This window comes from Mesorhizobium sp. P171375 (assembly GCF_057786075.1).
On record NZ_JBYNWF010000001.1, the window covers coordinates 4,376,204 to 4,395,383 of the forward strand.

The following is a 19,180-nucleotide window of genomic DNA, read 5'->3' on the forward strand; positions in this document are numbered from 1 at the left end:
GCAGCGCAAGCGTTCTGAGATTGTCACGCGTGAGCGGTTTCGATCATCGCAAAAGTTCGCGCCGCCCCTCATCCGCCTGCCGGCACCTTCTCCCCGTATAGTGACGGGGAGAAGGAAGCTAAGCTTCCCCAAAAACCCGCTTGAAGATCGTGTCGACATGTTTGGTGTGATAGCCAAGGTCGAATTTCTCGCGGATCTCGACTTCGGGCAGCGCTGCGGTGACCTCCTTGTCGGCCAACAGTTCCTCAAGGAAATCAGCGCCTTGTTCCCACACCTTCATGGCGTTGCGCTGTACCAGACGGTAGGCGTCCTCGCGTGATACGCCGGCCTGCGTCAGCGCCAAAAGCACGCGCTGCGAATGCACCAGGCCGCGGAACTTGTTCATGTTCTTCAGCATGTTGTCGGGATAGACCAGCAATTTGTCGACGACGCCGGTCAGCCGCGACAGCGCGAAATCCAGCGTCACGGTGGCGTCCGGTCCGATCATGCGCTCGACCGACGAGTGCGAGATATCACGCTCGTGCCAGAGCGCCACATTCTCCATCGCCGGCAGCGCCATGGAGCGCACCATGCGGGCAAGGCCGGTGAGGTTTTCGGTCAACACCGGGTTGCGCTTGTGCGGCATCGCCGACGAGCCCTTTTGCCCCGGCGAGAAATACTCCTCAGCTTCCAGAACCTCGGTGCGCTGCAGATGACGGATCTCGGTTGCCAGCCGCTCGACCGACGAGGCGATGACACCGAGCGTGGCGAAGAACATGGCGTGGCGGTCGCGCGGGATGACCTGCGTCGACACCGGTTCCGGCTTCAGTCCAAGCTTTTTCGCCACGTGCTCTTCGACATAGGGGTCGATATTGGCGAAGGTGCCGATGGCGCCTGATATGGCGCAGGTGGCGATGTCTTCCCGCGCGTGCACCAGCCGCTCGCGGCAGCGCGAAAACTCGGCATAGGCCTGCGCCAGCTTGACGCCGAAGGTGGTCGGCTCGGCATGAATGCCGTGGCTGCGGCCGATGGTGACGGTGTCCTTGTGCTCGAAGGCGCGGCGCTTGAGAGCGGCCAGCAGCCCGTCGAGATCGGCGAGCAACAGATCGCTGGCGCGGCTGAGCTGCACCGCAAGGCAGGTGTCGAGGACGTCCGACGAGGTCATGCCCTGATGGATGAAACGCGCATCCGGCCCGACGAATTCGGCGAGATGGGTCAGGAAGGCAATGACGTCATGCTTGGTGACGGCTTCGATCTCGTCGATCTTGCCGACATCGAATTTGGCAGCGTTGCCCTTTTCCCAGATGGTTTTGGCCGCTTCCTTAGGGATGACGCCAAGCTCGGCCAGCGCATCGCAGGCATGGGCCTCGATTTCGAACCAGATGCGGAAGCGGGTTTCCGGCGACCAGATGGCGACCATTTCCGGCCGGGAATAGCGAGGGATCATCCGTCAGTCCTGATGTGTCGGTGGATAAGTCCGCCTCCTATCAGAGGTGGACCAAATGCTCAACGCTGCTGGCGCGCAAACCACAGGCTGGCGCAGGCAAGCGCGATGAATCCGATCGGGAAATAGAGCCTGATACCCAGCACCACGAACTGGTAGAGCGCCGTCAGCGAGGTGAACACCAGTTCGAATGCCCAGCGGACGGTGAAGGCCTCGGCATGCCATTCGGCGTAGTAGGAGCGGTATTGCAGGGCAAACAGCCCGCCGGTGAAGGCAAGCGTTGCGGCAAGCAGGCAGATGAAGGCGGCGGCAAACGCCACTTCCGCCTGCCGGTCGAGCGAGATCAGCCGCGCCGCGAACAGGCCGACGGGGAAGGCGATTGCCGCACCCATGGCATAGAGCAGGACGACGAAGCGGATCTTTTCCGGCGTCTCCCAATTGTCGAGCCAAAGACAGAGCAGCGCACTGGCGCCCATGGCCATCGCCCACAGCAGGGCGCCGAGAAGAGCCGCGACGGGCGACGGCACGGCGCGGCGGACGCGATTGCCAGCGCGCTGGCGCCAGCCGGGTTGATCGAGCGCTGTCACAGGCGGCCGGTCACTGCGATCCAGCGGAAATCCGGCCCTTCGAAGCCGTATTGGCGCACCGCGATCAGCACCGCGTAAGCGCTAACGCTGTCCATCGAGAACGTCTGCACCGCGCCGATCCGGTAGCCGTTCGGGCAGCCGCGGCTTTTCGGGATCGATTTGTCCTCATGCAAGAGATGGGTCTGGCCGCCATCCCTGGCTTCGATGCGCAGCAGCCGAAAACCGTTGATCTCGCCCTGGCTCTCACAGCTTGCCGTATTGTTCATGCCGATCTCATCGAGCCGGAATTCCAGCGGCGGGTCGACCGGCGAAAAGATCGGCCGCGGGTTGACCACCATGCGGAACGGGTCGGCCGACAATTCGGTCACCGGATTGAAGCCGGCGGTGATGCCGCGGTTGGCGGCAAGCTCGGCCTGGGCAATGATGACTTCGCCTTTTTGCCTTGCCTGCAGGCGGGCCGCGTCCAGCGAGGCGTTCTCGTCCTCCAGCCGGACCCGGATCGGCGTGCCTTTCAGGAAGGTGTCGTCGGCGGTGTCGATGTAGTAGCGGTTGGCATAGGGAAAGCCCGATCCATCCGCGACGCCGTATTCCTCGAAGGCGAAGACACCGCCATCCTTGGTAAAACCGAGGATCTCGAGCTCGGCGACATCGCCCGCCCGGGCGGCGATGCCGGATGCCAGCTGCACCAGCAGGCAAACGCCAATCAGGACAAGATTTCGCATCGGTGTTCCCGCTCCGGCCGCCATGGTTCGATCGTTCCCTATCATGAGACAGTCAAAACATCGTGCTGTCCAAAAGCCGATGCATCCAATTGCGCCTCTGTTTGTTATCGTCGATCGTCTTCAAAAGGAGAACACCCCATGACCGAGGCCAGCAAGATTCGCGAACATATGGAAGTGGTCGGCGCCGACGGCGTTCACATCGGCACTGTCGACAAGGTCGATGGCGACCGGATCAAGCTGACCAAGGCCGATAGCGGCATGGGTGGGCACAAAGGCCATCACCACTACATTCCCCTGAGCCTGCTCGCCGAGGTCGATGGCAAGAAAGTCTGGCTGTCGGCGAATTCGGATGTGGCGGTCAGCTTCGAGGAAGAAAAGTCCGACCCAACCTGATCACCCCACCTGATCGTCCTTCAGCGCGACGACCACACCGGAAACAGATCGCCTTCATCAGCCGTCGCGGCATGGATGCCGCGGCTGATGGCGCGCGCCATGGTGGCACCGGCGGCGGCAAAGAAGTCGACGGCATCGTCGGCGTTAAGCTCGATGCCGCTCTTGCCGGTCGCAAGCGCGAACACCAGGTCGCCATCGGCCGGCGTGTGCACCGGCCAGATGGCACGCACGAAGCCATCATGCGCCGATATGGCCAGCCGTTTGGCCGCCGCCTTGGTCAGCACGGCGTCGGTGGCAATGACGGCGATGGTGGTGTTGCCGCCGGCCTCGCCCGTCCCACCCACACGCCTGTCGCGGTATTTCAAAAGGATCCGCCTGGCGTCGTCCGGCATTGGCGAGGGATAGCCAAGTCCGCCGAACTCATCGCCGATCTCGAACGGTGCGGCCCAGAAATAACGCGTCCGCGCTATCGTCACCGAGCCGGTCGGGTTCGCGGCGGCCAGCGCGCCGATGGTGACGCCGCTGTCGAGCACGGTCGAGGCCGAGCCGAGGCCGCCCTTCAGCCCGGAACTGAGCGCGCCGGTGCCGGCGCCGATTGTGCCGAGCGGAAAGTCGATCGCAGCGGTTTGCGCGGCTTCGTAGCCGAGGTCACGGTAGGGCGGATAACGGCCCCAATCCTTGTCGCCGCCATTGCGCAGGTCGAACAGGATCGCCGCCGGGACGATCGGCACGCGGAAGCCGCCGACATCGACGCCGATGCCCTTTTCGCGCAACGCCGCCTGCACGCCCGAGGCGGCGTCAAGGCCGAAGGCCGAGCCACCCGAAAGCACCACGGCATGAACCGCTTCGATGGAATTGTGCGGTTCGAGCAGGTCGGTTTCACGCGTGCCTGGCGCGCCGCCCAGGATCTGCACCCCACCGACCGCCGGTTCGTCGCACAGCACCGCCGTCACCCCGGATTTCAGCCTGGCATCGCCGGCGTTGCCGACGCGCAGGCCGGCGACATCGGTGATCAAATTGCGCGGCCCGATGCGGAACATCAGTTCGTCTCCGCCGGCACGAAACGCGTCCCGTCGAAGCGGAAGGCGCGATAGAGGTTTTGGGTCAGATCGCCTTTGTCGTCGAACCGCAGTGGGCCGATCGCTGTGGTGAAATCATGCGCGGTGAGCGCGTCGGCCAGCGGCTTGCCAGAGGTCTCGGCTGCCGCAGAGGCCGCCTTGGCTATTTCCACCGCGGCATAGGCCGGCAATGTGTAGCCGTCCGGCGTGATGTTTTTGGCCGCAAATGCCTCTGTTACCTTGGGATCGGCGACATCGGCCCATTCCGGCGGCGCGATCATCAGCGTGCCGACGGCGTAAGGCACGTCACCGGGTGGCGTGCGCAAGTTCTCGCCGCCGGCAAAGGTGATGCCGGCCTCGAGCTGGCTGGCGTCACGGCCCATAATCGCGATGTCGTCGCCGTCGCCGCCGGCAAAGACATGCGTCGCGCCGGCCTTCTTCAGCCGCCCGATCAGCCCGATCTGGTTGTCGAGCTGCGGCCGGAACGTGTCGGTGAAGACCGGCCTCAGCGCCGCCTGCTCGGCGGCTGCCCGCAATGTCTCGGCGATTTCGCGGCCATAGATGGTGCCATCGTCGACGATGGCGAACAGTTCGTTCTGCCACAGCCGGGTGAGGATGGCGGCCACCGCATTGCGTTCGTCGTCGCCCCGCGGCCCCAGCCGATAGACCGGCCAGCCGGTCTTGGCGCGGCGATCGGTCAGGCTTTCGGTGCGCACGCCGACAGTGACGACCGGTATGTTGGCGTCCTTCAGGATCGGCAGCGCCGCCTGGATTGCCTCGGTGCAGAGGAAGCCGACGACGATGTTGACCTTCGCAGCGGCGAATTCCCTGGCGGCGGCAGCGCCGCCATCGGCGGTGCAGGCATCGTCGACCGTCTTGATCTCGGCGCCGTTGGCTTCCGCTGCCAAGGCAGCGCCGGCCTCGATCTGCTTGCCGAGGATCGCCGACGGGCCGGACAGGGGGGCTGCGACGCCGACCCGCAGCGTCTGAGCGCCGGCGCTTGCCGGCAACAGCCAGAGCAGTGCCGCTATTACAGCTGTTAGGGGTCGCATTCTGACGAAGAATTCCTCCGTGCCGGTCGCATGCTTCCAGCGTCTCTTGCGCCAAGACCTAAAGGCTGCCTGCCCCAGGCGCAACACGCGAATTTGCGGATTGGCGTCAAGCACTTCGCTTGTGGCCTATTGTGTGCCGCCATATATAACGCTTGGATTCCCGCTTATGGAAAATCATCGGTGCTGAAGTTGAACGACATAGGGCCGCAGGCCTATCGCGATGCGATGGCGCATTTTGCCGGCCACGTCCATGTGGTGACCACCGACGGTCCCGCCGGCAAACGCGGCACGACGGTGATCGCCGCCTGTTCGGTGTCGGACACGCCGCCGACGGTTCTCGTCTGTCTCAACCGCGAAAATGCCAAGAACGAACTGTTCGTGCAAAACGGCCGGTTTGCGCTGAACACATTGGCTTCGCACCAGCAGCCGCTATCGGTGGCGTTTTCAGGCCTGACCGGCCTGTCGTCCGATGCGCGTTTCGCGCTCGGCGAGTGGGATGTCATATCGACAGGCGCCCCGACGCTTAAAGGCGCTCTCGCCGTTTTCGACTGCGAATTGATCGACACTAAGGATCTCGCCACCCATCGTGTGCTTTTTGGCAAGGTGACAGGTCTGCGCATGGGCGATAATTTGCGGCCGCTGATCTACCACGCCCGCGACTACCACGTGCTGGAAAGCGGAGCAGAGGCGTCAACGGAGAAAGAATGACCGAGCTGAAACCGCGCCCCGCGCCGCGGACGATCGACGAAACGCTCGATCTCCTGACCGGCGCGGACTATGTCGCGGACCGCTCGCTGGCAACGGTGCTCTTCCTTTCGCTGCGCATGCAGCGGCCGTTGTTCCTCGAAGGTGAGGCCGGCGTCGGCAAGACCGAGATCGCCAAGGTGCTGGCGCAGGCGCTCGGCCGCCGGCTGATCCGCCTGCAGTGCTATGAAGGCCTCGACGTCTCCTCCGCCGTCTATGAGTGGAACTATGCCGCGCAGATGATCGAGATCCGCATGGAGGAGGCGGCAGGCTCGGTCGACCGCTCCGATATGGAGCGCAATGTCTTCTCCGAAAAATACCTGATCCGCCGCCCGGTGCTCGATGCGCTGACCGGCAAGGCCGGTGCTGCCCCGGTGTTCCTGATCGACGAGCTCGACCGCACCGACGAGGCTTTCGAGGCGTTCCTGCTCGAGATCCTGTCCGACTTCCAGGTGACGGTGCCCGAGCTCGGCACGATCAAGGCGGAGGAGCCGCCGATCGTCATCATCACCACCAACCGCACCCGCGAAATCCATGACGCGCTGAAGCGGCGCTGCCTCTATCATTGGGTCGACTATCCCAACGCCGAGCGCGAGCTGGAGATCGTGCGCCGCAAGGTGCCGCAAGCCAACAGCCGGCTTTCAGCCGAAGTGGTGTCGTTCATCCAGAAATTGCGCCAGGTCGAGCTGTTCAAGGCGCCGGGTGTTGCCGAAACCATCGACTGGGCCGGCGCGCTGACCGAACTCGACAAGGTGGCGCTCGACCCCGAGACCGTATCCGACACAATCGGCGTTTTGCTGAAATACCAGGACGACATTGCCCGCATCGGCGCGGGCGAGGGCCGGCGCATCCTCGACGAGGTCAAGGCCGAGCTTGCGGCGGCGGAGTAGGATAGTGAAGGCGCCGAGTGCCTACCCCAAAGTGCCCGACCCCAGAGAAGCGACGGAAGACGGGCGCATAGCCGACAACATCGTCTATTTCGCCCGCACCTTGCGCAAATCAGGCATGCGCGTCGGGCCGGCCTCGGTCAAGGATGCGATCGAGGCGGTGCTCGCCGCCGGCATCGGCTCTCGCGACGATTTCTACTGGACGCTGCATGCCGTGCTGGTGTCCAGGCACGAGGATCATCCTGTCTTCGACGAAGCCTTCCGGCTGTTCTGGAAATCGCGCGAACTGATTGAAAAGCTGCTGGCGATGTTTTCGCCGGTGGCGCCCGACACCAGGGAGAAGCAAAAACCCCGCGCGGCCGAGAACCGCGTCAGCCAGGCGATGTTCGAAGGCCATCATAAGAACCAGCCGGTCAAGGAAATCCCTGAGTTCGAAGTCGACGCTCGCTTCAGCTTCTCCGGCAACGAGGTGCTGCGCGGCAAGGACTTTGCCCAGATGGACGCCGCCGAGATGGCTGAAGCCAAGAAGGCTATCGCCCAGCTGCGACTGCCCTTCGACATGGTGCGGACGCGGCGGTTCAAGGCCGACCCGCATGGCCGCCGCATCGATCCGCGCGCCATGATGCGGTCGGCCGCGCGCACCGGTGGCGACTTGATCCTGCCGAAATTCCGCTCGGCCCGTGAGGTGCATCCGCCGCTGGTCGTGCTCGCCGATATTTCCGGGTCGATGAGCCAGTACACGCGCATCTTCCTGCATTTCCTGCATGCGCTGACCGACAAGCGCCGGCGCGTGCACACCTTCGTCTTCGGCACGCGGCTTACCAATCTGACCAGGCAGATGCGACATCGCGACCCCGATGCCGCCCTTGCCGACTGCTCGGCAGCGGTCAAGGATTGGTCCGGCGGCACCCGCATCGGCGACACGCTGGCCGAGTTCAACAAGCAGTGGTCGCGCCGTGTGCTGGGGCAGGGCGCGGTGGTGCTTTTGATCACCGACGGGCTGGAGCGCGACGATGTCACCGGCCTGTCGGAAGAGATGGAGCGACTGCACAAATCCTGCCGGCGGCTGATCTGGCTGAACCCCTTGCTGCGCTTCGAAGGTTTCGAGGCGCGCGCCCGGGGCGTCAAGGCGATGCTGCCGCATGTCGATGAGTTCCGCTCGGTGCACAATCTCGATGCGCTGGCCGACCTCTGCGCCTCGCTGGACAAGAAATCGGCTGCATCGGTCGATCCGCGCCGCTGGCTGGAAGCTGGCATCAGGCGCGCAGCATAGCCATATGTTTACTTCTGCAAAAACAGACTCTGAGAGAAGCGATCATGGACAACAGCATCTATCTCGATGAGGCCCGCGACCCGCTGATCATCGCGGAAGGCTGGATGAAGGATGGCAAAGATGTCGCCATTGCCACAGTGGTCGAGACCTGGGGTTCGGCGCCGAGGCCTGTCGGCAGCCATCTGGTCATCGATGCCGAAGGCAATTTCCACGGCTCGGTCTCCGGCGGCTGCGTCGAGGGTGCCGTGGTGAGCGAGGCGATCGACGTCATCGATTCCGGCAAAGCCAGGATGTTGGAATTCGGCGTTGCCGACGAAACCGCCTGGCAGGTCGGCCTGTCTTGTGGCGGCCGCATCAAGGTCTATGTGGAAAGACTGGGCTGACCGCTGATGGATCCCTACACCCTCAAAACACTGAATGCAGAACGCCGCGCCCGCCGCGCCGCGATCCTGGTCACCGATCTCGGCGACGGCCGCGACCGGCTCGTGCGTGAGGGCAATTCGGTCGCCGGCGAACTCGGGAAAGCGATCGCCAAGGCGTTTCGGTCGGGCAATTCGGGTTCGGTCGAGGCAGAAGGGCGCACCTTCTTCCTCAACGCGCATCTGCCGCAGCCGCGCCTGGTGGTGATCGGCGCCGTCCATATCAGCCAGGCGCTGGCGCCCATGGCAAAGATCGCCGGCTATCCCCTCGAAATCGTCGATCCGCGTACCGCCTTTGCCACGCCGGACCGATTTCCCGATGTCGCGCTGCATGCCGAATGGCCCGAGGATGTGCTGAAGCGCCAACCGCTCGACAGCTACACGGCGCTCGCCGCCGTTACCCATGATCCGAAGATCGACGATTTCGCGCTGAAGGCGGCACTCGATGCCAATTGCTTCTATATCGGCGCGCTCGGCAGCCGCAAAACCCACGCCAAGCGCGTCGAGCGCCTGCTGGCGCTGGGCGCCAGCGCCGACCAGATCGGCCGCATTCACGCGCCGATCGGCCTCGACATCGGTGCCGCCAGCCCGGCTGAAATTGCTGTTGCCGTGCTGGCGCAGACCATCCACGCCTTTCGCTCACGCGGTCTCGAAGCGAAAGGCGCTGCGGCGTGAAATTCGGGCCGGTTCCGATCGACCAGGCCGAAGGCGCGGTGCTCGCGCATGCCACCACGGCCGGCGAGCGACGTTTCCGCAAGGCGCACAGGCTGAGCGCCGAGGACGTCTCGGCGCTGAAAGCAGCCGGCATTGCCGAGATCGTCGCGGCGGTGCTTGCAGCCGATGATCTCAGCGAGGATGCGGCGGCCGAGAAGATCGCCGCAAGCATGGCCCACCGCAACATCGAGGCGAAACCGGCTGCAACCGGCCGAGTCAACCTCCATGCCAAGGCGGCCGGTGTCTTCACCGTCGATGCCACGATGATCGACGCCATCAATGCGGTCGACCCGACCATTACCATCGCCACGCTGGCGCAGCATGCGCCGGTCGAGAAGGGCCAGATGGTGGCGACGGTCAAGATCATCCCGTTCGCCGTTGCCTCGGCCCTGGTCGATGCGGTGGTAAAAATCTGCGCCGGCGGCGAGATCTTCGCCGTCAATGCCTACCAGCCGGTGCGCATCGGCGTCATCCAGACGGTGCTGCCGGGCATCAAGGCCAGCGTGCTCGACAAGACGCTGCGCGTCACCGAGGCGCGGCTGGCGCGCTCCGGCGCCCGGCTGACCGCCGAGCGCCGCACGCCGCACGAGGTTGCGCCCGTCGCCGAGGCCGCGGCCGCGTTGGCGCGCGACAACGACATGGTGGTGATCTTCGGCGCCTCGGCGATGAGCGATTTCAGCGATGTCGTTCCGGCGGCGATCGAGAAGGCTGGCGGCACGGTCATCCGCGCGGGCATGCCGGTCGATCCCGGCAATCTGCTGGTGCTCGGCACGCTCGATGGCAAGCGCGTCATCGGCGCGCCGGGCTGTGCCCGCAGCCCCAAGGAGAACGGCTTCGACTGGGTGCTCGACCGGCTGATCGCCGGTCTTGACGTGACAGCCAAGGACATCGCCGGCATGGGCGTCGGCGGGCTTCTGATGGAGATCCCGACCCGCCCGCAGCCGCGCGAGCTGCTGCCCACGAGAGCCGGGTTGAAGGTCGAGATCGTGCTTCTGGCCGCAGGCCGTTCCAGCCGCATGGGCGGGCCCAACAAGTTGCTCGCGCTGTTCGACGGCAAGCCGCTGGTGCGCCGCACCGCCGAACGCGCGCTTGGTTCGAAGGCATCCAGCACCGTCGTTGTCACCGGCCATCAGCGCGAGCGGGTGGGCCAGGTCCTGGCTGGCCTGGACGTGATCTTCGCCGACAATCCGGATTTCGCCGACGGCCTCTCCTCGTCGCTCAAAGCCGGCATCGCCCGGGTTGGAGCCGATGCCGCCGGTGCGATGATCGTCCTCGGCGACATGCCGGGCATCTCCTCGGCCGATCTCGACAGGCTGATCGAGGCCTTCCGTAGGGACGGCGGCCATTCGGTGGTGCGCGCCGCGCATGACGGCCGCCGCGGCAATCCGGTGCTGTTGCCGCGCGCGCTGTTTCCAGCCATCGCCCATCTCGAAGGCGACACCGGCGCCCGCCATCTGGTCGAAGCCGAAGGGCTTGATGTCATCGACGTCGAGATTGGTGACGGTGCATCGATCGATGTCGACACCCGCGAGGCGCTGGAAGACGCCGGCGGCGTGCTGCAGGATTGACAAACCGAAGCTGAAAAACGCATGGCTGAGGGATGGCTCTTCGCTTCCAACTCTCCCGCGCGCTGCTGAGCGCAATCGCGCTTTCGCTGTCCGCAGCCAACGCCGATGCCCTCGAATTAAAACCCTACAAGGACGACCTCTTCGCCTATCCGGCGACGCTCTCGTCCACGGACAAGGGCGCCTACACGGTCATCGACTACCGCGAGATGCGCGACATCAATGCCCGCGACGAGGTGCCGGAAAAGCGCGTGCACGCGCAGTATACCGACACCGGCGTGCGCAAGGTGCAGCAGGATTTGATGCTGAAGACCGATGCCGGCGATGTCAGGCATGTCGCCGTCGGCAGGACCGAGGGCGCCGGCATCATCGTGCTCTACCTGCACGGGCAGGGCGGCAGCCGCAAGCAGGGCGTCGACGACTTCACCTTCGGCGGCAATTTCAACCGCATCAAGAACCTGATGGCCGGCAATGGCGGCCTCTATCTCAGCCCTGATTTTACAGATTTCGGCGACAAAGGCGCAGCCCAGGTCGCCGCACTGATCGCCCATTATGCCGAGGCCTCGCCGGACGCAAAAATCTTCGTCGCCTGCGGCTCGATGGGCGGCGCGCTGTGCTGGAAGCTGGCCGGCCGCAACGATACGGGACGGCGCATAAACGGGCTGCTGCTGCTCGGCTCGCTATGGGATGAAAGTTTCCTGTCGAGCCCGGCCTACAGGCGCCATGTACCGGTCTTTTTCGGCCAGGGCAGCAAGGACCCGGTCTTTCCCGTGGAGAAGCAGGAAGCCTTCTTTCGCTCCATCATCGCGAACTCGAAAGCCTATCCCTATCCGACACACTTCGTCCGTTTTGAAACGGGCACCCACGGCACGCCGATCCGCATGGTCGACTGGCGCGAAACGCTGAACTGGATGCTGTCGAGAGCGCCCTGAGCCGATGGCAATCGATCAAGGCGCGGTGTTGTAGTCGACCACCGTCTGCGGGTTTTCCTCGCCGTCATAGGACGCGTCCACGTCGTACTGGACCAGCGAAAAATCACCGTTGCGGAACAGATAGGTGCCGCTGTCGGAGGCATCGCCGACACCACGCCATTTGTTGAACGTGCGGATCGTCCTGGTTTCTTCGTCATATTCGGGATTGGTCGCCCAGCCGGTCGTATGGAAGCCGGTGACGGTCACACCGAGCAGTTTGCCGTCGCTGTCGTTGTTCTCGTAACGGATATCCAGTTCCGGCTCGGCGAACTGCAGCTGCAGCACGCCGCCAAGCGCGTCGGTCATGTAGTAGACCGAGGCGGTATTGTAGGCAGCGGCAGAACAGGAGAATTCGAAAAGCCGTGTCTCCTTGTCGGGATCGCCTTCAGCCGCATCCTTCTCCTTGTATTTGATCGAAAAAGCGTTCGGCTCCTCGCCGAGAAATTGCTTGTCGCACTGGTCGCCATAAGTCGCCAGGAAAGCTTTCTTGGCCTGTTCGAGCACGGTGTCCTTTCTCGGCGGCGGCGGTCCGTCGCCGCAGCTTGCCGGCAGCGCCTCCTCGAAATCGGCCTTGGACGGCTTCAGCGCGCCCTTGTCGATGAAGATCGGCCGGAACGGCGGGGCCTGAATGTCTGCACTGACCTGGCGCAGCGTGTAGCAGCCGGCGAACACCGCCTCGTTGCCGTCTTTGTCGGTGGCACGAATGGCGACAGGGACGCTGTAATAGATGCTGCCGGCCGCGCCCTCATCGGAAACGTCGCCGGTTTCGACATCGACCTTTTCGGTGCCGTCATAGCCCTTGACGAAGGCGTCAAAATCCTTTGCCGGCTTTGTATCGCCGTAATAGCCCCAGGCGCGGGCGAATTCGTGCCGGTTGATGGCGCTGTAAAGCGAACGGACGACGGCATCGGCGCTTGATCGGTCGTCGACGTAGGGCACTTCGGGTGTGTCTTCGGCAGCCAGCGCGGCTTGGCGTATCGTGGCAAGGGAGAAGAGTGCAACTGCTGCGAGAAAGATGCGCTTCATCGGGAATCTCCGCATGGTAACGAAGATTCTACCACACTGATTGCGGCGGCGCGGTGACGCGTGGCTGCAGTGGCTTGAACAATCGTCGGCGAAAGCGCTAGGTCGCGCCTTCGGCGCTCGGGCCGCAGGGAGAATCAAGATGACGATATCGATGTACGAGGCCTCGGTGCCGGTGTTTTCGGCCAGGCTGAAGGCGCTCTCAACCGTGCTGTCGACTGCCGAACAGAACGCGGCCGACCGCAAGATCGACCCGCAGGTGTTTTTGACCGCAAGGCTGGCGCCCGACATGTACGCGCTGGTGCGGCAGGTGCAGGTCGCCACCGACCATGCCAAGGGCGCGCCGTCGCGGTTGGCCCGCCGCGAAGTGCCGAAATATGAGGACAATGAAGCGACCTTCGCCGAGCTTCAGGCGCGCCTCGCCAAGACGCTCGAGCTTCTGGCGTCGTTCTCGGCCGCCGAATTCGATGGCTCGGATGACAGGATCGTCGAACTGAAATTTGGCCAGCGCGAGGTCTCGATGCCCGGGCTGCAGTATTTGCTGCACGTCGCCATGCCCAACTTCTATTTCCACGTCACCACGGCTTACGACATCCTTCGCCACAACGGCGTGCCGCTGACCAAGGGTGCCTATCTCGGGAATCGTTGAGGAATTCGGCGTTCCGAGGTTTCCCGGTCGCTGCCGGGGAAACCTCGTCTTGCGCTGGTTCAGCGCATCGACATTTCGCGCGCGATGCGCGGGAAATCGGCCGGCTTGATGCCGACGTCGGCGCGGTCGGCGTTGCTCATCGAATGCAGCAATGCCAGTGCCGAGCGGTAACGCTGATGCTCCTGCGGACGCGGACGAGCAAACATTTCAGTGAAGAACCCCATGATTCGGCCCCTTAGTTGATCCTCCACAACACCGAATATAGGGAAAATATGAAGATTGTGCAGTGCAGCATTTGCATGGCAGCCATGCCGGGCGATTTCTTTTCGGCACAATCAACTCATTGGCTGAAACTTTTGGCGAATGCGGACCGTATGCATAGACGCTGGCACATGGCCGGCTTTTCCTCGCCACTCCTGGCGAATTTTCCGGGCTGCATGAAAGTGCAGTCCGGCTTTTTGTTGAACTTCCCGCACTATCAAGCCGCCTGCGCAAGTCTGGCGAACGCCTAAACTGGTTAAGATCAGTGGCATTCATTTTTAACGAGCCGGTTCTATGGTGCGGCTGGCTCTATTCACATGCTCACGGTTAAAACGAGGGGGAGGCTGACATCGGCGCCAAGCGGGATTTCGCTTCCTTGCTCGACGATCTCTTCGTCGCCTCCGACAAGGACGAGGCTGGTGAGGAGACAGGCGCGCGGCCGTCGATCCCGTTCGACTATCTGTCCGTGGCCGACGAGCTTCATTCCGGCCGCATCAAGGTCTCCGGCGAAACCTTCACCGCCGAATATCGCGAGTCTGGGTCCGATCTTGCCGCCGAATTTGCCGCACTTCTCGACCAGGCCAAGCTGGCACTGGCCGGCGAGGAAACAAAGCCCGAGGAAAGACTGCCGCCGATCGATCCCGAGGCGATCGCCGTCGAGCTCGGTCTCGATCATCCCGTCAAGAACGCCGATCTCGGCCGCATGCGCCGCAGCTTTGCCTTTGCCAATCATCCTGATCGCGTCGCGCCGCATCTGCGCCAGCGCGCCATGATCCGCATGCAGGTCGCCAACATGCTGATCGACGAAGCCAAGCGGCGCACGGTGGCCGGCGCCCGGCGCTAACTTTTTCAGCTTCGCGTAAAAGTCGGCATGCCAAGGCTTGGAGAGCGCCTCTGCTTTCCCTATAGATGCGGCTTCATTTCCCGCGCAGCCGCGCAAAAATTCCCGCCGGAGAAATTCCATGCACAAACGCCGTCTCGGTCGGACCGATCTTCTTGTTACCCAGATCTGCCTGGGGTCGATGACCTGGGGCCAGCAGAACACCGAGGCCGAAGGGCATGCGCAGATGGATCTGGCCTTTGAGCGCGGCGTGAATTTCATCGACACCGCCGAGCTCTACCCGATCCCGCCCAAAGAGGAGACGCAGGGGCGGACGGAGAGGTTCATCGGCAGCTGGATGAAGGCCAAGGGCAATCGCGACAAGGTCATCCTCGCCTCGAAAGTGGTCGGCCGCACCGCCAACCGCTGGTTTCGCGGCGACCGGCCGTCAAAACTGGTGCGCGCCGACATCTTTGACGCCATCGACAAATCGCTGGCCAAGCTCGGCACCGACTATCTCGATCTCTACCAGATCCACTGGCCGGAACGCGACATCCCCTGGGGCGCCAACCCGACCCGCGTCGGCGCCACGCCGCGCCGTGCCGACGCCGTTGGCGCGCCGGCCGGCGAGACGCCGATCGCCGAGACACTGGCCGTCTTCGAGGATCTGGTGAAGGCGGGAAAGATCCGCCATCTCGGCCTGTCGAACGAAAGCTCCTGGGGCGTCATGCGCTTCATCGCCGAGGCCGACAAGGGCCTCGGTCCGCGCGTCGTCTCGCTGCAGAACGCCTACAATCTCGTCAACCGCACCTTTGAGGTGAACCTCGCCGAGGTCTGCGAACGCGAAGAGGTTGGCTTTCTCGCCTATTCGCCGCTGGCGCAAGGCTATCTCACCGGCAAATACGACCATGGCGCGCGCCCGCAAGGCTCGCGCTCACAGCTGTTCAACCGCGGCCAGCGTTACGAGACGCCGAATGCCGCCGAGGCGCAGCTCGAATACAATGAGCTGGCGCGCTCCTTCGGCCTCGAGCCGGCGCTGTTTGCCAATGCCTATGTCGCCAGCCGGCCATTTGTTACCTCCAGCATCATTGGCGCGACGACGATTGCGCAGCTCGAGATGGCGCTGTCTTCGGCGGACGTGACCTGGACCGAGGAGATGCAGAAGGGCGTCGACGCGATCCACCAGCGCGTCGGCAATCCGTGCCCGTAAGGCGGCCATTCGGCAAAAATTGCCGAGCAAAGACAAGGGGAAGGGGACAGCAATGGATTTTCCGATCGAGACCGTCAGAGGGAAATTTCCGGCGCTGGACCTGACCGACAAAGGCCGCCGGCGCATCTATCTCGACAATCCGGCCGGCACGCAGGTGCCGCAAGCGGTTGCCGATGCGGTGGCGCGCTGCCTCTTGACCACCAACGCTAATCTCGGCGGCTATTTCGAGACCACGCTTGCCGCGCAAAAGGTGGTTGACGACGCGCATGCGGCGATGGCCGATTTCCTGGGTGCGGCGAGCGCTGAGGAAATCATCATCGGCGCCAATATGACGACGCTGACCTGTCACATGTCGCGCACGCTTGGCCGCGGCTTCAAGCCGGGCGACGAGATCATCGTCACCCGCATGGACCATGAGGGCAATGTCTCGCCTTGGTTGCAACTGGCTGAAGACCTTGGTCTCGTCCTGCGTTTTCTGCCGTTCGACGAAAAGAGCTGGCAGGTCGAGGAGGCGGCGCTGAGCGCTCTGCTCTCCGACAAGACGCGGCTGGTTGCGCTCAACTATGCCTCGAACCTCACTGGCTCGATCAACCGGGTCAAGGCGCTGACGGCAATCGCCAAACAGGCCGGCGCCCTGGTCTATGTCGACGCCGTGCAGTTCGCGCCCCATGGGCTGGTCGACGTACAGGACCTCGGCTGCGATTTCCTGGTCTGCTCGGCCTACAAATTCTTCGGCCCGCATATGGGCATCCTTTGGGGCCGCCGCGACGTCATCGACGCACTGAAACCCTACAAATGCCGCTGCTCGTCCAACGGCCTGCCGGAGCGTTTCGAACTCGGCACGCCGCAGATCGAACTGATGGCCGGGCTGACCGCCGCGGTCGACTATTTCGCCGATCTCGGTGCGGCCGCCGGTGAGAGCGGTTCGCGCAGACGCAAGATTGCCAAGGCATTCGAAGTCTCGATCGCCCATGAAAACCCGCTGGCGCTAAGGCTGATTGAAGGCCTGTCCGATATCGAGGGCCTGACCATTCGCGGCATCACCGATCCCAAACGTGTAAGCGAGCGCGTGCCGACGGTGTCCTTCACGGTCGACGGCATCGTGCCGGAGACGATCGTGCGGCAGCTGAATGCCGAAAACATCTTCCTGTGGTCGGGCCACAACTACGCCTGGGAGATCGTCCATCAGCTCGGCATTCCGGCCGAGCAAGGCGTCGTGCGTATCGGCATCGCGCATTACAACTCGGCAGCGGAGATCGACGAAACGCTGGAAAGCGTGCATCGCGTCATCGCAATGCTGAGGCAACAGCGCTAGTCCGCTATCGCTGCTTGCCGCCGAAACCCGTGAGGAAGGCGGTGAGATTGTCGCCAAGCGCATCGCAGAGATAGCCGCCTTCCTGCACGATCACCGTCGGCAGGCCGAGTTTTGCAATCGCCTCGCCAATGCGCGAAAAACCGGGCGTGGTCACGGAAAGCCCGCCGAACGGGTCGCCCTCGAACGCGTCGAGACCAAGTGCTACGACCAGCGCGTCCGGAGAGAAGGCGCGGATACGCTGGAATGCCGCTTGAAGCGCTTCGAGAAAGGCCGCGTCGGCGGATTTGCGCGGCAGCGGCAGGTTGAAATTATAGCCGAGGCCTGGCCCCTCGCCGCGCTCGTCGGCATGGCCCCAGAAGAACGGATAGAAGCGCACCGGGTCGGCATGCAGCGATACCGTCAGCACATCGGGCCGCGCATAAAAAATGCCTTGCGTGCCGTTGCCGTGATGCAGGTCGACATCGAGGATCGCCACCCGCGCGGCCTGCTTGCGCAACACTTGCGCCGCGACCGCCGAATTGTTGATGAAGCAGAAGCCGCCGGCGACATCGGCAAAGGCATGATGGCCGGGTGGCCGGCAGAGCGCGTAAGCGGCGGGCGCGCCAGCCATGACGGTTTCGGCTGCCTCGACCGCACTCCAGGCGCTCCACAGCGCGCTCTGCCAGGTCTCGGCCGAGATTGGGCAAGCGGTGTCGGCCATGTGGTAACCGGCCTGGCCGACCGCCGAGGCGGGATAGGACCCTGTGCGGGCAATCGGGTGGATGTTGGGGATCACTTCCGCCGAAGCGCCTTCAATGCGCTGCCAGCGCGCAAAAATGTGTTCGAGGAAGGCTAGATACTCTGGCGTATGCACTGCCGCCACCGGGCCGAGGCCATGATCCCTGGGCTTTTCAACCGTCAATCCGGCAGATCTTGCGCCGGCTAACAAACGCTCTGCGCGCGCGGGCTGTTCGGGGTTTGGCTGCGGTGCGCCGCTGGACAGAAAGGCCTTCGGGTCGTGGCGTTTCTGCTCCTCGGCAAAGAAGGCTTTCATTCCGTTTCCCCGTCCTGCACGGCATCGGCAAAGGCAAAAAACGCCTCGCCGACGATTTTTTGCGTCTGCTCATAATGCGCCCAGCCGATGCCGAGCTTTTCATAAAAGGCCTTGGCGCCGTCATTGTCGGTGTCGACCGACAGCCTGAGATAGACGCCGCCATCCCTGCGGCAGTCGCGCGCGACCCGGCGCAGCAGCTTTTCGCCGATCTTGCGGCCGCGAAAGCGATCCTCGACATAGAGGTCCTGGATATAGACGCCGGGCCGACCCATCCAGGTCGAGAAGATCGGAAAATGCAGGCACAGCCCGGCAAACTCGCCGCCGACTTCGGCGATCAGGGTGGAGAAGGCGGGTTTGTCGCCAAAGCCATAGCGGCGGAAATCCTCGGCGGTGGAGGTGATCTGCTGATGCCCGCCGGTATGGGCGCCGAAGCGAAGAAGCGCGGCGTGGATGGTGTCGACGTCGTCGATGGTGCCGGGGCGGAGGGTGGTATCGCCGGTCCTGGTCTGGATCTTCTCTGCCATGGATCAGGCCGCGGTTCCGGCTGCGCCGTTCAGGAGATCGTCCAGTTCGCCGATATTGTCTTCCGAAAAGACGCGAATGCCGTTGGCTTCCAGGAGTGCTGTGGTCGTGCCGTGACCGGCCACACGCTTGCCGGAAAAACTGCCGTCATAGACGAAGCTTGAACCGCAGGACGGGCTGCCGTCGGTGAGAACCGCATAGCGACATCCGGTTTCCCGGGCGAGTTCGAGAGCAAGCTGTCCGGCTTCGAGATAGAGTGCGGTCACATCGTTTCCCGTCTGCTCGACCACATGACCCTGGCCGTGCAGCACAGCGCCGGCTGCGCCGAGAATTTCTGCCGGGGGACGCGGCGTGGAGAAACCTGCGGCGACCTCGGGGCAAATCTGCACGACCCGACCCTCCGCCTGCCACCGCGTCAGCACCGGATGGTTGTTGAGACGGTAGGAGCCGTTGTAGCGGACGTGGCTGCCGAGCAGGCAGGCTGAGACGAGAATCTTTTCCATGTCAGCCTCCTTTTACCACGCGATCGCATGCAAGCT

The 19,180-nt window shown here is 63.6% G+C and carries 23 protein-coding genes; 13 read left to right on the plus strand and 10 right to left on the minus strand.

The genetic code is table 11. The features are described from left to right. Window positions 1-118 precede the first annotated feature (118 nt). The 3 genes from purB to ACYHH6_RS21110 are packed head-to-tail and all read right to left on the minus strand — an operon-like array spanning window position 119 to window position 2,732. Window positions 119-1,426: an adenylosuccinate lyase gene (gene purB, locus ACYHH6_RS21100; RefSeq protein ID WP_352586692.1), complete on the minus strand. Its 1,308-nt coding sequence runs from the start codon at window positions 1,424-1,426 to the stop codon at window positions 119-121. A gap of 59 nt (window positions 1,427-1,485) precedes the next feature. Continuing rightward, window positions 1,486-1,950, minus strand: a complete 465-nt coding sequence (locus ACYHH6_RS21105) for a hypothetical protein (protein WP_352586993.1) — start codon at window positions 1,948-1,950, stop codon at window positions 1,486-1,488. A 56-nt stretch (window positions 1,951-2,006) separates the two neighbouring features. Then, complete coding sequence (locus tag ACYHH6_RS21110) at window positions 2,007-2,732, minus strand: DUF2259 domain-containing protein (protein ID WP_352586694.1); 726 nt, start codon at window positions 2,730-2,732, stop codon at window positions 2,007-2,009. A gap of 138 nt (window positions 2,733-2,870) precedes the next feature. Here ACYHH6_RS21110 and ACYHH6_RS21115 point away from each other — a divergent pair, with 138 nt between their 5' ends. Continuing rightward, window positions 2,871-3,125 (plus strand): DUF2171 domain-containing protein, encoded by a 255-nt coding sequence (locus ACYHH6_RS21115; protein WP_352586696.1) that lies wholly within the window; start codon window positions 2,871-2,873, stop codon window positions 3,123-3,125. 20 nt (window positions 3,126-3,145) lie between these two features. Here the strand turns inward: ACYHH6_RS21115 and ACYHH6_RS21120 are convergent, their stop codons facing one another. Both ACYHH6_RS21120 and ACYHH6_RS21125 read right to left on the minus strand, forming a co-directional pair. Next, complete coding sequence (locus ACYHH6_RS21120; RefSeq protein WP_352586698.1) at window positions 3,146-4,165, minus strand: P1 family peptidase; 1,020 nt, start codon at window positions 4,163-4,165, stop codon at window positions 3,146-3,148. Next, window positions 4,165-5,235 (minus strand): branched-chain amino acid ABC transporter substrate-binding protein, encoded by a 1,071-nt coding sequence (locus ACYHH6_RS21125; protein WP_352586700.1) that lies wholly within the window; start codon window positions 5,233-5,235, stop codon window positions 4,165-4,167. Before ACYHH6_RS21125 ends, ACYHH6_RS21120 begins: the two co-directional genes overlap by 1 nt. A 180-nt stretch (window positions 5,236-5,415) precedes the next feature. Between ACYHH6_RS21125 and ACYHH6_RS21130 the strand changes: the two genes are divergently transcribed. Genes ACYHH6_RS21130 through ACYHH6_RS21160 form a run of 7 tightly spaced genes read left to right on the plus strand, consistent with a single transcriptional unit; the run spans window position 5,416 to window position 11,769 of the window. Next, on the plus strand, window positions 5,416-5,943 hold the full coding sequence (locus tag ACYHH6_RS21130; protein ID WP_352559750.1) for a flavin reductase: 528 nt from the start codon (window positions 5,416-5,418) through the stop codon (window positions 5,941-5,943). Next, window positions 5,940-6,869, plus strand: a complete 930-nt coding sequence (locus tag ACYHH6_RS21135) for an AAA family ATPase (RefSeq protein WP_023711480.1) — start codon at window positions 5,940-5,942, stop codon at window positions 6,867-6,869. Before ACYHH6_RS21130 ends, ACYHH6_RS21135 begins: the two co-directional genes overlap by 4 nt. Window positions 6,870-6,873: 4 nt before the next feature. Continuing rightward, on the plus strand, window positions 6,874-8,139 hold the full coding sequence (locus ACYHH6_RS21140) for a vWA domain-containing protein (protein WP_352586702.1): 1,266 nt from the start codon (window positions 6,874-6,876) through the stop codon (window positions 8,137-8,139). Window positions 8,140-8,183: 44 nt separating this feature from the next. Then, window positions 8,184-8,522 carry an XdhC family protein gene (locus tag ACYHH6_RS21145; RefSeq protein ID WP_203279346.1) on the plus strand — a complete coding sequence of 113 codons (339 nt, stop codon included), beginning with the start codon at window positions 8,184-8,186 and terminating at the stop codon, window positions 8,520-8,522. Window positions 8,523-8,528: 6 nt separating this feature from the next. After that, window positions 8,529-9,233 (plus strand): XdhC family protein, encoded by a 705-nt coding sequence (locus tag ACYHH6_RS21150; RefSeq protein WP_488500470.1) that lies wholly within the window; start codon window positions 8,529-8,531, stop codon window positions 9,231-9,233. Next, window positions 9,230-10,840, plus strand: a complete 1,611-nt coding sequence (locus tag ACYHH6_RS21155) for an NTP transferase domain-containing protein (RefSeq protein WP_352586706.1) — start codon at window positions 9,230-9,232, stop codon at window positions 10,838-10,840. The genes ACYHH6_RS21150 and ACYHH6_RS21155 overlap by 4 nt, the downstream gene beginning before the upstream one ends. A 32-nt stretch (window positions 10,841-10,872) precedes the next feature. Further along, complete coding sequence (locus tag ACYHH6_RS21160; RefSeq protein ID WP_352586708.1) at window positions 10,873-11,769, plus strand: alpha/beta hydrolase; 897 nt, start codon at window positions 10,873-10,875, stop codon at window positions 11,767-11,769. 15 nt (window positions 11,770-11,784) lie between these two features. Here ACYHH6_RS21160 and ACYHH6_RS21165 read toward each other — a convergent pair whose 3' ends face one another. Then, entirely contained in the window at window positions 11,785-12,834 is a 1,050-nt protein-coding gene (locus ACYHH6_RS21165; protein WP_352586710.1) for a DUF1176 domain-containing protein, read from the minus strand. A 139-nt stretch (window positions 12,835-12,973) separates the two neighbouring features. Here ACYHH6_RS21165 and ACYHH6_RS21170 point away from each other — a divergent pair, with 139 nt between their 5' ends. Further along, complete coding sequence (locus ACYHH6_RS21170; protein ID WP_352586712.1) at window positions 12,974-13,480, plus strand: DUF1993 domain-containing protein; 507 nt, start codon at window positions 12,974-12,976, stop codon at window positions 13,478-13,480. Between the two features lie 59 nt (window positions 13,481-13,539). On the opposite strand, the gene ACYHH6_RS21175 is transcribed toward ACYHH6_RS21170, so the two are convergent. Then, a complete protein-coding gene (locus tag ACYHH6_RS21175) occupies window positions 13,540-13,704 on the minus strand; it encodes a hypothetical protein (protein WP_192253608.1) in 165 nt (54 codons plus the stop codon). 75 nt (window positions 13,705-13,779) lie between these two features. Between ACYHH6_RS21175 and ACYHH6_RS21180 the strand changes: the two genes are divergently transcribed. The 4 genes from ACYHH6_RS21180 (at window position 13,780) to ACYHH6_RS21195 (ending at window position 17,086) form a co-directional block, all read left to right on the plus strand. Continuing rightward, window positions 13,780-13,992, plus strand: coding sequence for a hypothetical protein (locus tag ACYHH6_RS21180; RefSeq protein WP_352586714.1), 213 nt, complete (start codon window positions 13,780-13,782; stop codon window positions 13,990-13,992). 125 nt (window positions 13,993-14,117) lie between these two features. After that, a complete protein-coding gene (locus ACYHH6_RS21185; protein WP_352586716.1) occupies window positions 14,118-14,585 on the plus strand; it encodes a hypothetical protein in 468 nt (155 codons plus the stop codon). Between the two features lie 118 nt (window positions 14,586-14,703). Further along, window positions 14,704-15,771: an aldo/keto reductase gene (locus tag ACYHH6_RS21190; RefSeq protein ID WP_352586718.1), complete on the plus strand. Its 1,068-nt coding sequence runs from the start codon at window positions 14,704-14,706 to the stop codon at window positions 15,769-15,771. Window positions 15,772-15,823: 52 nt separating this feature from the next. Next, the gene (locus tag ACYHH6_RS21195; RefSeq protein WP_352586720.1) at window positions 15,824-17,086 is read left to right on the plus strand and encodes a cysteine desulfurase-like protein; all 1,263 of its coding nucleotides are present in this window, start codon (window positions 15,824-15,826) and stop codon (window positions 17,084-17,086) included. Window positions 17,087-17,090: 4 nt separating this feature from the next. On the opposite strand, the gene ACYHH6_RS21200 is transcribed toward ACYHH6_RS21195, so the two are convergent. Genes ACYHH6_RS21200 through ACYHH6_RS21210 form a run of 3 tightly spaced genes read right to left on the minus strand, consistent with a single transcriptional unit; the run spans window position 17,091 to window position 19,144 of the window. Then, on the minus strand, window positions 17,091-18,119 hold the full coding sequence (locus ACYHH6_RS21200) for a histone deacetylase family protein (protein WP_352586722.1): 1,029 nt from the start codon (window positions 18,117-18,119) through the stop codon (window positions 17,091-17,093). Then, a complete protein-coding gene (locus ACYHH6_RS21205; RefSeq protein ID WP_352586724.1) occupies window positions 18,116-18,643 on the minus strand; it encodes a GNAT family N-acetyltransferase in 528 nt (175 codons plus the stop codon). Before ACYHH6_RS21205 ends, ACYHH6_RS21200 begins: the two co-directional genes overlap by 4 nt. Window positions 18,644-18,646: 3 nt before the next feature. Continuing rightward, window positions 18,647-19,144, minus strand: coding sequence for a 2-thiouracil desulfurase family protein (locus ACYHH6_RS21210; protein ID WP_352586726.1), 498 nt, complete (start codon window positions 19,142-19,144; stop codon window positions 18,647-18,649). Window positions 19,145-19,180 lie beyond the last annotated feature (36 nt).

Excerpts from the sequence above, each read along its gene's own strand:
- purB (WP_352586692.1), bottom strand. The coding sequence starts at position 1,426 with ATGATCCCTCGCTATTCCCGGCCGGAAATGGTCGCCATCTGGTCGCCG.
- ACYHH6_RS21110 (WP_352586694.1), bottom strand. The coding sequence starts at position 2,732 with ATGCGAAATCTTGTCCTGATTGGCGTTTGCCTGCTGGTGCAGCTGGCA.
- ACYHH6_RS21115 (WP_352586696.1), top strand. The coding sequence starts at position 2,871 with ATGACCGAGGCCAGCAAGATTCGCGAACATATGGAAGTGGTCGGCGCC.
- ACYHH6_RS21120 (WP_352586698.1), bottom strand. The coding sequence starts at position 4,165 with ATGTTCCGCATCGGGCCGCGCAATTTGATCACCGATGTCGCCGGCCTG.
- ACYHH6_RS21125 (WP_352586700.1), bottom strand. The coding sequence starts at position 5,235 with ATGCGACCCCTAACAGCTGTAATAGCGGCACTGCTCTGGCTGTTGCCG.
- ACYHH6_RS21135 (WP_023711480.1), top strand. The coding sequence starts at position 5,940 with ATGACCGAGCTGAAACCGCGCCCCGCGCCGCGGACGATCGACGAAACG.
- ACYHH6_RS21145 (WP_203279346.1), top strand. The coding sequence starts at position 8,184 with ATGGACAACAGCATCTATCTCGATGAGGCCCGCGACCCGCTGATCATC.
- ACYHH6_RS21150 (WP_488500470.1), top strand. The coding sequence starts at position 8,529 with ATGGATCCCTACACCCTCAAAACACTGAATGCAGAACGCCGCGCCCGC.
- ACYHH6_RS21160 (WP_352586708.1), top strand. The coding sequence starts at position 10,873 with ATGGCTCTTCGCTTCCAACTCTCCCGCGCGCTGCTGAGCGCAATCGCG.
- ACYHH6_RS21165 (WP_352586710.1), bottom strand. The coding sequence starts at position 12,834 with ATGAAGCGCATCTTTCTCGCAGCAGTTGCACTCTTCTCCCTTGCCACG.
- ACYHH6_RS21170 (WP_352586712.1), top strand. The coding sequence starts at position 12,974 with ATGACGATATCGATGTACGAGGCCTCGGTGCCGGTGTTTTCGGCCAGG.
- ACYHH6_RS21175 (WP_192253608.1), bottom strand. The coding sequence starts at position 13,704 with ATGGGGTTCTTCACTGAAATGTTTGCTCGTCCGCGTCCGCAGGAGCAT.
- ACYHH6_RS21180 (WP_352586714.1), top strand. The coding sequence starts at position 13,780 with ATGGCAGCCATGCCGGGCGATTTCTTTTCGGCACAATCAACTCATTGG.
- ACYHH6_RS21190 (WP_352586718.1), top strand. The coding sequence starts at position 14,704 with ATGCACAAACGCCGTCTCGGTCGGACCGATCTTCTTGTTACCCAGATC.
- ACYHH6_RS21195 (WP_352586720.1), top strand. The coding sequence starts at position 15,824 with ATGGATTTTCCGATCGAGACCGTCAGAGGGAAATTTCCGGCGCTGGAC.
- ACYHH6_RS21200 (WP_352586722.1), bottom strand. The coding sequence starts at position 18,119 with ATGAAAGCCTTCTTTGCCGAGGAGCAGAAACGCCACGACCCGAAGGCC.
- ACYHH6_RS21205 (WP_352586724.1), bottom strand. The coding sequence starts at position 18,643 with ATGGCAGAGAAGATCCAGACCAGGACCGGCGATACCACCCTCCGCCCC.
- ACYHH6_RS21210 (WP_352586726.1), bottom strand. The coding sequence starts at position 19,144 with ATGGAAAAGATTCTCGTCTCAGCCTGCCTGCTCGGCAGCCACGTCCGC.